This window comes from Vibrio azureus (assembly GCF_002849855.1).
Lineage (GTDB): Bacteria > Pseudomonadota > Gammaproteobacteria > Enterobacterales > Vibrionaceae > Vibrio > Vibrio azureus.
In genome coordinates, this window is sequence record NZ_CP018617.1 from 1,008,734 (window position 1) to 1,020,595 (window position 11,862).

At 39.2% G+C, this 11,862-nt stretch carries 14 protein-coding genes; 2 read left to right on the forward strand and 12 right to left on the reverse strand.

The features are described 5' to 3' along the window. Positions 1-86: 86 nt before the first annotated feature. The 5 genes from BS333_RS18235 to BS333_RS18255 all read right to left on the reverse strand — a co-directional run bounded on the left by BS333_RS18235 (position 87) and on the right by BS333_RS18255 (position 2,601). Positions 87-542 (reverse strand): GNAT family N-acetyltransferase, encoded by a 456-nt coding sequence (locus BS333_RS18235; RefSeq protein WP_021711150.1) that lies wholly within the window; start codon positions 540-542, stop codon positions 87-89. A gap of 80 nt (positions 543-622) precedes the next feature. Beyond that, complete coding sequence (locus BS333_RS18240) at positions 623-1,096, reverse strand: HAD family hydrolase (protein WP_021711151.1); 474 nt, start codon at positions 1,094-1,096, stop codon at positions 623-625. A 25-nt stretch (positions 1,097-1,121) separates the two neighbouring features. Beyond that, positions 1,122-1,346, reverse strand: coding sequence for a hypothetical protein (locus BS333_RS18245; protein ID WP_021711152.1), 225 nt, complete (start codon positions 1,344-1,346; stop codon positions 1,122-1,124). 75 nt (positions 1,347-1,421) lie between these two features. Then, positions 1,422-2,030 (reverse strand): glutathione S-transferase family protein, encoded by a 609-nt coding sequence (locus BS333_RS18250; RefSeq protein ID WP_021711153.1) that lies wholly within the window; start codon positions 2,028-2,030, stop codon positions 1,422-1,424. Between the two features lie 187 nt (positions 2,031-2,217). Next, positions 2,218-2,601 (reverse strand): lysozyme inhibitor LprI family protein, encoded by a 384-nt coding sequence (locus BS333_RS18255; RefSeq protein ID WP_021711154.1) that lies wholly within the window; start codon positions 2,599-2,601, stop codon positions 2,218-2,220. A 433-nt stretch (positions 2,602-3,034) separates the two neighbouring features. Between BS333_RS18255 and BS333_RS18260 the strand changes: the two genes are divergently transcribed. Beyond that, positions 3,035-3,568 carry a hypothetical protein gene (locus BS333_RS18260; protein ID WP_021711155.1) on the forward strand — a complete coding sequence of 178 codons (534 nt, stop codon included), beginning with the start codon at positions 3,035-3,037 and terminating at the stop codon, positions 3,566-3,568. A gap of 10 nt (positions 3,569-3,578) precedes the next feature. Here the strand turns inward: BS333_RS18260 and BS333_RS18265 are convergent, their stop codons facing one another. From BS333_RS18265 to BS333_RS18280, 4 genes are all read right to left on the reverse strand, one after another. Then, positions 3,579-3,980, reverse strand: a complete 402-nt coding sequence (locus tag BS333_RS18265) for a hypothetical protein (RefSeq protein WP_021711156.1) — start codon at positions 3,978-3,980, stop codon at positions 3,579-3,581. Positions 3,981-4,132: 152 nt separating this feature from the next. Next, on the reverse strand, positions 4,133-4,945 hold the full coding sequence (locus BS333_RS18270) for a hypothetical protein (RefSeq protein WP_021711157.1): 813 nt from the start codon (positions 4,943-4,945) through the stop codon (positions 4,133-4,135). 159 nt (positions 4,946-5,104) lie between these two features. Then, a complete protein-coding gene (locus BS333_RS18275) occupies positions 5,105-6,196 on the reverse strand; it encodes a hypothetical protein (protein ID WP_021711158.1) in 1,092 nt (363 codons plus the stop codon). Positions 6,197-6,435: 239 nt separating this feature from the next. Beyond that, a complete protein-coding gene (locus BS333_RS18280; protein ID WP_021711159.1) occupies positions 6,436-6,948 on the reverse strand; it encodes a lipocalin family protein in 513 nt (170 codons plus the stop codon). A 385-nt stretch (positions 6,949-7,333) separates the two neighbouring features. Here BS333_RS18280 and BS333_RS18285 point away from each other — a divergent pair, with 385 nt between their 5' ends. After that, positions 7,334-8,164, forward strand: a complete 831-nt coding sequence (locus BS333_RS18285; RefSeq protein ID WP_081638560.1) for an AraC family transcriptional regulator — start codon at positions 7,334-7,336, stop codon at positions 8,162-8,164. Here the strand turns inward: BS333_RS18285 and BS333_RS18290 are convergent. The 3 genes from BS333_RS18290 to BS333_RS18300 all read right to left on the reverse strand — a co-directional run bounded on the left by BS333_RS18290 (position 8,133) and on the right by BS333_RS18300 (position 11,626). Further along, entirely contained in the window at positions 8,133-8,474 is a 342-nt protein-coding gene (locus BS333_RS18290) for a branched-chain amino acid transporter permease (RefSeq protein WP_021711161.1), read from the reverse strand. The two genes, BS333_RS18285 and BS333_RS18290, sit on opposite strands and share 32 nt — an antisense overlap. Before the next feature lies 1 nt (position 8,475). Next, positions 8,476-9,171 (reverse strand): AzlC family ABC transporter permease, encoded by a 696-nt coding sequence (locus tag BS333_RS18295; RefSeq protein ID WP_021711162.1) that lies wholly within the window; start codon positions 9,169-9,171, stop codon positions 8,476-8,478. A gap of 283 nt (positions 9,172-9,454) precedes the next feature. After that, positions 9,455-11,626, reverse strand: coding sequence for an immunoglobulin-like domain-containing protein (locus BS333_RS18300; protein WP_033004305.1), 2,172 nt, complete (start codon positions 11,624-11,626; stop codon positions 9,455-9,457). Positions 11,627-11,862: the final 236 nt, after the last annotated feature.

Here is an 11,862-nt window from a genome sequence, read left to right on the forward strand (position 1 = left end):
ATAAATCCTCTGCATTAAGCTTTAAACACTAATATTACCGAAAACTCAAAATGCCAATATAAGAACCGTGGCATCTAACTAACAACCTACAACGCGAGTTTTAACCCTTCATGTGTTGCTTTGAATCCAAGTTTTTCATAGAACCTGATTGCATCAGGGCGCTGCTTGTCACTTGTTAGCTGAACGACTTTACAACCTCTATTTTTTGCCCGTTCAATAGCATGTGCGAACATTTGTTCACCGAACCCTTGCCCACGATAGTCGCTATGAATTCGAACGCCTTCAATGAGGCAACGCCAACTACCAATGTGCGTCAGATAAGGAATAAAAGTAATTTGAAGCATCCCAACCAAACAGTTTTCCTGCTCAACAACAAGTAATTCGTTGTTCGGGTCTCGTACAATTGCTTCGAACGCTTCAAGGTACGCATTATTCAACGGAACAGACACATCTTCTCTTTTACTACCTAGTGGGTCATTTGAGAGCAAAGCAACAAGACTTTCCAAATCTTCGACATCAGCTGAACGATACTTTAATTCCATCTATAGATCCTTATTTATTCTGACTGCTAGGAATTGAACAACGCAATACCACGCGCAGCCCCCTGTCCTTGAGTAACTTATTACATATAAATTTCTGACAAATGACTGATCTGCTTTACATTGTGAGCTGTGCTATGGCTTTGTTTTGTCGGATTAAACCAAATTACCTCAATGCCCACTGTTATTGCTGGTTCGATGTCTTTGTCGTAAGTGTCACCGACCATCACTACTGATTTTGCGTCTACATTTAACCTTTCGATTATTCTTTCGAAAAACTCTGGTGTGCCCTTACCTATACCGAGGTTTGCTTTGCAGAAATAGCCTGAAATATACTGAGATAAACCAACTCGGTTAAATGCATTTTTAATGTCATTTTCGGATGAATCTGCTGCATTTGTAGCAACATAAACGTTGTTATTGAGCGATAGCTTCCTTAGAACATCCAGTGCGCCATTTACAGCCTGAACGGTTACCCAGTCACACATTTTCCCTCTCTGACCTGGAAAATCGATCATGAGTGTATCGCCCCAATCAAATAGATAAATCTTGGTCATTTTGCCTCCTTGCACAAAAAACCATTTAAGTGATCACTACAAAAATTTCTTCTGGATAAATGTGACTTTTTGCACCAAGCGCCTTTGTATAAAACCCATCTTTAAAACGAGTTAATCTTGTATAATCACCGCTAACGCTATCTTCAGATAAGGTAATTTGACTTAAATTACCGTCTGAACCTTCAATGCACTCCCACTCTTTACCACTTGCTTCAGCCAATGGGTTCCAGTACTTTTTAGTCGATTTCATATCGTTTCCTCCATGAGACTCCTAAAGGATGGGCAACGCAATACCAAAGCCGCTGCGCCCCTCTTGAGCAGTTTGTTATGCGCATGGTTGACACATACCAACGTAACATTCAAAATCTTGAATCTCTGAAATCCAACGCTGAATATTTGGATACTTTTCTAGATCAAAGCCCCCTTCATGCGCAACGTGCGTGTAAGCGTACAATGCAATGTCTGCAATGCTAAACTGCTCACCAACTAAATAAGCTGATTTAGATAGTTGCTTGTCCATAATCGATAACGCTTTATTACCGCCTACTTGCAACGAAAGATATTCTTCAACTCGATGTTCAGGCATGCCAAGATATTTTTGAATAAACCTTGCTACTGCAACATAAGGCTCATGTGAGTATTGCTCAAAGAAAAGCCACTCGTAAACTTTTGCTTTTTCATATCTGTCCGTTGGCAAATATTCAGTACCCTCAGCAAAATAGCCAAGAATGGCATTTGATTCACACAGCACCCTATTATCATCAAGTACAACTGTTGGGATTTTTCCATTAGGATTTAAAACTAAAAATTCATCTGATTGCGTTTCTTTATTCAAAATATTTACATGTTGCCATTCATGATCAACGCCTAACAACGAAAGTAAAAGTTTAACTTTAAAGCAGTTGCCCGACTGATCATCACCATAAACTAACATATACACTCCTTGTATTATTGCGATTTAAACGCATAGTGGCTATTAAATAAAACCTCCACATTGAAATACAGAATTTTTCTATCTATTACCTTGATGATGTAAACCATGTCCCATTTTTATGCAAAATAGCAGCAAGCATCACCAATGCTCGAAGTTCTCATCTTATTATGTGCTTAATCAAATCAAGTCAGTACCAAGTTGTTAGATAGTTTGTACGCTCTTTGGTCATTTCAATTTCACACTCCAAGCGAGCTTCGTTTCGCTGGCTACCCCCACTCTGGAGTACATAAAATGCATCACAATTGGATTTTTTGAATTGGAGCCAACTTCTTTGACTACTGAGCAAACTTTGCTTAAGTTCAGCAGAGTCCACAAGGGAGCTATCAGATAGATCTCCTGAATTGATACGATTCATTATGTTTTTATAAACTTCATTCAACTCTTTATCTGCCACTTCAAAACTCCTCTGAAGTGTGCACAAAGAGCCCAATAATTGACAATCTTCGACGTTACTCTCCGCAGAAAGTAAGAACGATGAACTGTAAAGAATCACAACCAAAAAATTACGCACTTAACTTACTCCTACTAATTAGCACATAACGCCTGCATCATTTACAAAGTCTCATATACCCGAGTGACCTCAAGGTGTTTGATTCAGAGCGAGGTCACTGAGTTGAATTCAAGGAAGACAACGAAGCAGAATTACAGGCTCTTTCTTATTTTTTCAAGAAGAACGGTTGTATGATTCAAGAAGTCGGCTCAGTGACACGCTCCCCAAGGGCGAGTGGCCTTAACTCTCAGGCGCGGCATCTTGAGGTTATTTGGGTATATAAGTTACCACACTCTTTCATTGCGTTTTTACTGATTTAATGACAGAAATTATAGTATGTTGTTAAGTTACAACAGTCTATCTCATCGTAGGAACAGAGCTATTTTGTCTTTCATTTGACAACAAAGTCATTTAAAAATAGGATTATCATTAATTTGTAAAATAGGATTTTTCAATGAAGCAAATAGCCTTTTCTTTGTTCATATTTTTGTTGGTGGGGTGTTCAGGAAAACCGAATGAACAGCAACAAAATCAGTGGTCTTACGGCTCAACGGTAGCCGAACATACTATTACCCTTAAATACTCTAACAGTAAGTCCCCTTCTCAGTTTCAAAGCTATAAGATCACATTCAATCTTGAAGAAGACGCTCCGACGTTTTCTTTTGATTTGTGTAATGATTTAAATGAAGAGGCTTCATGTCCAAGTACTTTTAGTTTAAAGCCTTATAATGATACTTCGGCTTTTTTAAATTATTCCCTTTACTTCCCTAGTGGTGTCAACAATAAAGATAGTAGTCCAAACGAGCAGTACGCTTTTGGTATGAGAGGGGGCAACTCCCTATTAGTAGAGTATAGTAATGTGTCTGGCTCTACCTACCTGTCGTACCATCGATTAAATAAAGGTCCTGTTTTACTTCTTGCGCTGACTGATGAAGGCTCGGATATACCTTATATGACACTTGAGATTGTATCCAATTTATTACCTTAATCGTGGGATGTTACTTGCGATATTTTTGGTATATTGACTCGATTGAGTATTCGAAGAGTTGTTTGATATGTTGCTTAGCTTCTGCAATAGAAACAACCTCAAAGTCTACTGAAACCTTTTTACGACCAAAAATCCCAAGAAAACCAGGCTTCAATACCACATCCAGTGACAAAACTCCTTTATCCACCTCGACAGGTGTAAACTCATAGGAATCATGTATACCATCCATATCACCGATTGAGAAAACTAATCCACTTCCTTCCTCGAGCTCTATAGACAATTTAAGTTCTCTTTCCCAAGGGTAATTGGCAATGACTTCACAGATTTCACTATGAAAATTAAGAACCCTTTGGTAATTAACAAGTTTAGTACCATCTTCTCTAATTTGGTAAAAAGCGTTAACTAAAGCCATGCATCATCCTTATTCTATAAACGCTACATTATGCATTAAATCGTAAGTAGCGCGGTCACTTCAATTATCTATAAGCTACCACACTCTTTCATTGCGTTTTTACTGATTTAATAGCGGAAGTGATGGTATGCCGTTAAGCTTTTAATCGTGAGTCAAGTGATATCCTCTAGGTGATATATGAGATCATTTCTCATCCCTATAGGACTTTGCAGTAATCGTTCTTTTTCGCCATTCAAAAAACCACCTGTTATTTCTAGCTTTTTTAACTTTGGCAGATTGTTTCCTTCAAGAAATGCATCGGGGAAACGATAGCCGTACTGATCGTCGTCACAGTTCAAATCTATATACGCTTCTTCCAAGGCTGGATAATCTGATTCAAGCAATTTGTTCAGTGTAGAATGGCTTATGAAGCCGCCATTCGAACCTGTCACGAAATCCTCCAACGTTACCGAAATACTCTTGAGGCACTCAAAGTTCACAGCTTCTGTAAGCTCAAAATTGCCGTATAGGCCGAGTCGTTCTATTTTTGGGCTATTGTTGAGAATTTTTGTGATATCACCAAGCTGCCCGTACATACAGTGCGAGTTACTAAATAGCTGCCAAACCCCTAAATCAAGTATCTTTAAATTAGGGAATCGAGCAACACTCACTTTGTTAACCAGCTCGGTGTAATTTTGGTGTTTGCCAATCGCAAAAGAAGAGTTGCCTATGACAAGCTTCTCAATATGTTGCGGGTAATACGAATTTGCAAAATCAGAGACAAGCTGGACGCACTCCCCTCCAAGATAGAAGTAAATGCCTTTCAGTTGATTAGGCATTTGATTCAATGCAGTCCATCCAAAGGCATCATTTTGAGGAACACCAAATAAACAATGCTCAAGAGGCAAATTCCATTGACCTGGCGAGCTTTGTATACATCGATGTGCACTTGGCACTGATAGTGTAGACTGTTGAAACGTTCTCATAGCACACCTATTCGTAACCGTTATTGTATAATAAAGTTGAGGCGCCTAAATTGGCGCCTCAGATTTATGTTTTTTTCGTTAAAGTTCATAGATAGGAAGGTTTACCTTGGAGTAATCAATCCGATCGTATGTATTTAAGATGAGAACTAGCACTATCTATTATACGAAGAAATGATTTTTAGTGACAAAATTCTTGTTCATCTCATCTCTTTTTAACTCATGTTCGAGTAATTTACCAAATTTATGTTCTTTACCCACTTCTTTTATGATCTGATTTATAATTTTTTCCTTAAACTCGATAGGAAGCTCAAATAGCAATTCTCCATTATTTTTGTCAAAGGTATCTTTAGTCGAATCATGAGAAACAGCTTTGTCATCAACTGTTTTAAAATGGAATGTATTTAGAGTTCTAGACCTTCCATAAAGCACGCTCGTATCGTGATTGGCAGCTCTAAGGAAACCTCCAGCACTCCTAAATCTTACGTCGGTGAGATCATTGAGAGAAAATCCAACATAGTCTTCTCTGGAGCCTCCGAGCTTTTCAACTAGCTGATCATGTGATGTGACGATATTATTATCAGCATCGCGCATTGCATGTTTCAAAGGTTGGCCGCCATCATGTGTCTGGCCTTTATATTTTTTACCCCAAACTGAATCTGTCGCATCCTCTCGTTCAGGAGCTAAAGGATAAAGAGAGAGAGCCCCACTTTTTATATTGACGACCCCACAAAAAGAGTTTCCATCACTAGAACTATCAAGATAAGCTCTTGCTTCCTCGGTGCAAATTGGAGAAAATCTATCTAATTCAATATCTGAAACGACTTTTGATTTCAGCGAACCAGACTCTGTTCTTGGATCAACAAAGGTATAAATAAATTGATCTGGATTCACATTAGACTGCTTTTTTTCTGCCGGAGTAGTCTGAAGCTTCGCTAAGAGTCTAGGGTCATATTTAGACGTATCAATTCTGTACTGAGAAAGATTACTCGACTTGGATGGTTGAGCCGACTTCTGGCTTACATCTAATCTTATTGGAGATACTGTAATCTTAGATTCTTGATTATTAATTTCATTCTGATGAGACTTGTTACGCTGCTTAAAAAGCTTTTGGATTATAGTTGGTATATATTTCTTACTGCTAGTGGGTTTGACAACCCTTACGTTGTTAGCAAAATTGCCGTCCAAGCTTTTTGACTTTTCTGACTCCATAACTGATGATGTGTTACTTTCAACACCCTTAAATTTGATCATTAAATCATTCCTAGAGTTGTATATATTTAGATTGGCAAAAGCTTCTGAGCAAAAGTCACTTCTCTGAACAGCTCACTCTTAAAACTTAGGCGAATATACTCTGAGAATAAGTCAGTTAAAGCAAATGAAAAAAAATGACAATACTTGGCATACTTAAATCACCAATAAAAGAGGCGATCAAGGAACGTTCCTATTAATTTAGCACTGGCCGTTCCTGATTAATCATAATCTTCAGTTGATTAACGTTGCTCCACAAAAATCAATTGATCGACGTTAAAACCTTTTTCCGATGCCACCTGCTTAAAGTGTTCAACGATAGCACTGTCTACTGTTGGGGTTCTCGCCAGTAACCAAAGATAATCATGGTTGTAACCAGAGATAAAGGCGTAATCCTCACCCTGTTCAAACACAACATAAGATGAATAGAAAGGACCAAAAAACGATACTTTTAAATGACCTACGTCTTCTGCATCAACAAAGTAGGCCTTACCTTCAGCTTGAGTCCATTGCTGATCTTCATTGGAATAACCGCGATTGATCACAGCAATACCACCATCTGCTTGTGGTTGATATTCAGCACTGACTTGTGTCAAACCACGCTCAAAAGAATGATCGAGACGAGCAATTTCATACCACTTACCAAAATAAGGTTGTAGTTCAAAGTTTTTGACAGGTTCAACCCCTTGTGGCATCGATGTACAGCCAAATAAAGTGGTAAGAAAAGCGCAGGAAAGAACTCTTAGATATTTCATTACATAACCTAAAAACATTTAAACAAAAAATATTACTGTCTAGTGTGGTATATGGTTCAACCGATGTCATTTTATTTTTTGCTCTGTGGCACAGTGAGCTCTAACCTACCTATTACGTAAACCAGCCAACAAAGCTAACACTAACCCAACATAGCAAGTAAAGACATGTTTAATAAGAAGTTATATTCAATCATCTTGAAGTCACAGGGGTATACTGATAAAGTTTCGGTTATGCCATTGCACTTAAGTTTTAAGGCTGACATTAAAATTGTGACAGCGTCACTCAAGGTAAGCATTCGTAGAGTATTGACATCCTCCTATACCCAATTTAGTTATCAATAATGCTTCTTGAAATTAATAACTGCCCACTGAAGTATAAAAGGATATGATGAGTACGCTAAAATATTCTGATTTCAAAATAAATCCGATTTTCCCAGAAATTATCACCTCCAAAGTGGAGAGCCTTGAGCAAAAGTGTACGCCTCATTTACACCTTGATTATGACATCACTTTCGTTACCTCTGGTATTTTGAAACTTCAACTTGGTGATTCAACCCGATTCTATCATGAAGGGCAATTTTGCCTTCTTAACCCAGCGACGGTTCATCATGGCGAAGGCGTTGGGGATAAGCCACTCTCTATTAAAAATATAAAAGTTTCTCCAGCACAGATGCTTCAAGTGATGAAACTCAACAACCCAGAGAATACGCAATACCCAGCCTTCGACAGTTCACCTATTTTTGACCGTTCATTAAACCAGATATTTCAACACTTTTTTGATTTATTACGGGCCGATACCTGTCAGTACCAAGCTATCTCAGATGAAGGCTGGCGTTTCCTGCAAACCCTTGTCAACTATGCCTCTTTCCCCTCTTCTAAATCATCTGATGTTTCCCTCGACTTGCCTTTTGAAATCAGAATCATGAAAGACAAAATCCGAGAAAAGCTGAAAATTCCTGAATTGGCTCAAAAAATGAACTTATCAGAACACTACTTTATCAAAAAATTCAAAAGGCTATATGGCATCACACCCTATCATTTTTTTATGCAGCTTAAGTTGGAGACAGCATTCCGTGAATTATTAAAACAGCAAGAAATACAAAAGGTCGCCTATGATTTTGGCTATTCTGATCAAGCTCATTTCACTCGTCTTATTAAAAAGCATTACGGCTATAACCCTAGAGCTATAGGCAACTTATTAAAAAGTCATAGTTAACGATGATTAAGTGAGCCATCAACCCTCCCACAATTGCGATTAAAATATTTTTGCAGCACAAATAGAATACCGCAACAACCATGGCAGCACCTATCTGAGGCAGTCCGTAAGGCGCGGTTGTCACATCAATATCTAAAAAGGTATAGACGACTAACAAACACATGACGCCAAGTGGCATTTTAGAGCCGATATAAGTGATGTACTCACTGGAAGTCAGTGCCCCTTTCATCAAAAAAGGCAGAGCTCTTAGTAAAAATGTCACGATAGAAACCGTCGTTATAACCAAAAAGACATTCCAGTCACTGTGCATGTCAGGCCACCTCCATCGATTTTGTACGGTAATCTTTACTGATCAAAACCACATAGCAAAGCAATCCTGTTGCTAAAAATGAACCATTCACTACAAAGATTTCCATTAGTACTCCAACAACTGAAGAAACTAAAGCGTATAGCAGTAAAATGCCCTCCTTCATATGACATATTGTGTCCATCGCTAAGGCTATAAACATCGCGGTTAATGCAAATTCAAAGCCCGTGACTTCTGGTGGTAAGGCCGTAGCAAAAAGTGCACCGCAAAAACATGCTCCAACCCACCAACCATGGCTGATGATTTGCAGTAAACTGATCTCTAAGCCATTTAAAGGTGTTTGTTGATTGGCGGATAGGATCGAGTAGGTTTCATCGGTTAACGCAAAAATGCCGTACGTCCTTTGAACCCAAGATGTCATGCGATCGAGTGGAAAAGAGAGACCATAAAAAATGTGTCTAAAATTGATTATCAACGTCGTCGATGCAATCGCAACTAAAGACTGACCTGATTCAATAAATGAGACAATCAAAAACTCTATCGAGCCCGCGAATATGAACAAGGCGGTAAGTGGTGCCCAATACCAGTCAATACCGCTGGAGACCATAAAAACCCCAAGAGCAAACCCCAGAGGTATATAGGCTGTGGCAACCGGAATGGACCATTTGAGCGCTTTTATTATATGAGAAAGATACAACATGATTCCTATTGTTTATTTAATATTTCCCTGAATAACCTAAGTCACATCAGAGCAATAATCGTTAGAATTGGTTGATCTTACTGTTGTACCTTTGCTAAAGATTGCAGCAAAGTGCGCTATTTTTTGAATAATACTGCGATTAACGTATAAAAAACGTACACACCCATTTAGTGAGTGTGTACGCCGGATTAAGTTAAGTCTTCAAAAACTCAATCTTTAAAAGTTAATTCTTCAGAAACTAACCACTTTAAAAACCAAGCTCTAAAAACTTAAATCAAGGTGTTTACAATTTATCCCAAGCATCTGCCCAGAATTGTGACTCACCTGGTGCGTAAGCAGCATTTGCACACCAACCTGTGTAAGGCCAAGGTTTACATTGGTAAGCATTACCATCAGTACCTGTTACAATGTCACCTGCAGCATAGCTTTTACCTGCTTCATAATCAGGGTACTGACTCGGATTTGAAGACTCCTCTTCTACCTTAAAGCTTTGAGTGATGTTTTCTTCTTCACCGTTTTCTGACGTCGCAGTAGCTTCAAACGTAAAGTTACCGGCTTCGATATCATCCAGAGTGATGGTTACGCGCTCTTCGCCATTCACTGCGATACTTTGCTGGTAAACAGCCGTGTTCGTTTGGTCTTTAACTGCGACAGTAACAGATGATGATTCTGAGCTAACGAATGTTACGCTAAGCTCTACCATACCATTATCTATCGTGTATTGGTTTTTAAGGCCAGATACTTCAAAGTCGAACTCAGGAGCTGGAGTTGGGCCACAGCTTTCATCACTGGCTTTTCTCCATACCCCCTCCTCGCCTGTTGTACCTGGCTCATCACCTTTAGTCCACCAGCCAGCTTGCCACGTTGCGCCATTGTGAGAAACTTGATCGCCTCCGAGGTAAATCGCAGTTTTGTCCCAAGCTGCTGCACAAGCTTCGTTATCACCAGATACTACGTTCACTGTTCGAGAAACGGTTGACGTTTGATTTGAACTGTCTGTTACTCGGTAAGTTAATGTGTATGAACCTAGCACGTTGACATCAACAGTCCCTTGGATACGAATTTGATCAGTAAGATCACCGTCTTCTGCATCAATCGCTTTTACGCCAGTCATTGGATCGAACGCATCACCAAGCTTTACTTTAGTAGCAACAACACCCTCAAATTCAGGCACTAAGCTGTAAACCTCAACGGTACGACTCTGTTTTGTCTCGTTGTTATCGCTGTCTTTTACACTGTAAACCAAAACATAAGCGCCAAGAGTATTAGTGTCAACTGTACCCTCGACATGGATACTATTCGTCAGATTACCGTCTTCTTTATCGGTTGCGGTAACGCCAGCGTAAGCATCAAACATTGAGCCAAATCGAACGCGTGCATCTGACAAACCATTTAGAACAGGTTTGCCATCGCTTGGTTGAGGTGGTGTTTGACCATGTACAAACGGACCATAGTTTTTGATGAATTTTTCACCGTAAGCTTGGCCTGCAGCGTTCGTACCCATATCCCAGTTAATAGACCATGTCATGACACCACGTAACGCTTGACCTTGTGATTTTAAACGATCAAAAGCACGATATAGGTCTTCTGGGTTGTTCAAATAACCTGTGGCCGCTGCATCAATATTTGATGGAATACCAAAAACGAGTTTGTCATTAGGTATTTTATGGAAACCACGCGTACCATTTGATAGAGAGTCAGAGATGTAGTAAATGAACTCTTCTTTTAATGTATCGTTATTTTGTGCAATCCAGCCCACACCATCAACCCAGATACCGTCTCCACCTTGATTATAAAATTGTGGGTTAATCCAGTCATACACCCCTTCTAATGTCGTTAGGTAAGGGATATATTTGTCACCTTTCTTTAAGTAAGGAAACTCAGGTGCCATAGTGATCAGGAAATTTTTACCCTGCTGCTGGTAGTGCTCTTTCACTAGGAGCAAAGCTGCAGGGATCACAGTTTGGTTATCGGCTGCAGTGATCGCGGATTGCTCAAGGTCAATATCAAGACCATCAAAGCCGTATTTATCTGTAACACGGATGATTTCTTGAGCGAATGCTTCTTCATCACCGGCTTTTAATTCAACGTGTGCATCTGCACCACCTAAAGCAATCAATACTGCGCGACCTTGAGCATTGATTTCTTCAATCTGAGCAATAAACTCCTCTTCGCTCGAGCCCACTCCAGGATTAAACTTAAATGTTGGGATTCGGCCTTCGCTTGTATCGTAGACTTTCATAAAAGAGACGTTTACGACATTGTACATCGGATCAACTTCATCCAACGTAATACATGGAGCATTACCCCCTTGATAACCAGTGCCGTCACACCAGTTATGCCAGTAACCAACGACAACACCGCCATCAGGGTTCACCATTTCACTCGCTGATACAACATTTGAGAAACTACCTAGGCCTAGTGCTACTGCAAGATATAATGACTTATGCTTCATCCTATTACCTTTTCTGTCTTGATTTACTTTAATATCAATCGACATGATGAGACTAAACTGTAAATCGATTTAGGTGGGCCTAATACTAAGATTAGGTTGACCACATCAACACACGCATTGACTAACAATGCGTAATAGAAAACAGAAAAAATTATATTTCTAACATCATATTATTGATAGCAGTGTTACTTTTGTATTTTTAATATATGTTTATAAATGTGATTCAAGTGATATTT

Bases quoted from the DNA above. Each gene is read 5' to 3' on its own strand.
- BS333_RS18235 (WP_021711150.1), bottom strand. From the start codon at position 542: ATGGAATTAAAGTATCGTTCAGCTGATGTCGAAGATTTGGAAAGTCTT.
- BS333_RS18240 (WP_021711151.1), bottom strand. From the start codon at position 1,096: ATGACCAAGATTTATCTATTTGATTGGGGCGATACACTCATGATCGAT.
- BS333_RS18245 (WP_021711152.1), bottom strand. From the start codon at position 1,346: ATGAAATCGACTAAAAAGTACTGGAACCCATTGGCTGAAGCAAGTGGT.
- BS333_RS18250 (WP_021711153.1), bottom strand. From the start codon at position 2,030: ATGTTAGTTTATGGTGATGATCAGTCGGGCAACTGCTTTAAAGTTAAA.
- BS333_RS18260 (WP_021711155.1), top strand. From the start codon at position 3,035: ATGAAGCAAATAGCCTTTTCTTTGTTCATATTTTTGTTGGTGGGGTGT.
- BS333_RS18265 (WP_021711156.1), bottom strand. From the start codon at position 3,980: ATGGCTTTAGTTAACGCTTTTTACCAAATTAGAGAAGATGGTACTAAA.
- BS333_RS18270 (WP_021711157.1), bottom strand. From the start codon at position 4,945: ATGAGAACGTTTCAACAGTCTACACTATCAGTGCCAAGTGCACATCGA.
- BS333_RS18275 (WP_021711158.1), bottom strand. From the start codon at position 6,196: ATGATCAAATTTAAGGGTGTTGAAAGTAACACATCATCAGTTATGGAG.
- BS333_RS18280 (WP_021711159.1), bottom strand. From the start codon at position 6,948: ATGAAATATCTAAGAGTTCTTTCCTGCGCTTTTCTTACCACTTTATTT.
- BS333_RS18285 (WP_081638560.1), top strand. From the start codon at position 7,334: ATGATGAGTACGCTAAAATATTCTGATTTCAAAATAAATCCGATTTTC.
- BS333_RS18290 (WP_021711161.1), bottom strand. From the start codon at position 8,474: ATGCACAGTGACTGGAATGTCTTTTTGGTTATAACGACGGTTTCTATC.
- BS333_RS18295 (WP_021711162.1), bottom strand. From the start codon at position 9,171: ATGTTGTATCTTTCTCATATAATAAAAGCGCTCAAATGGTCCATTCCG.
- BS333_RS18300 (WP_033004305.1), bottom strand. From the start codon at position 11,626: ATGAAGCATAAGTCATTATATCTTGCAGTAGCACTAGGCCTAGGTAGT.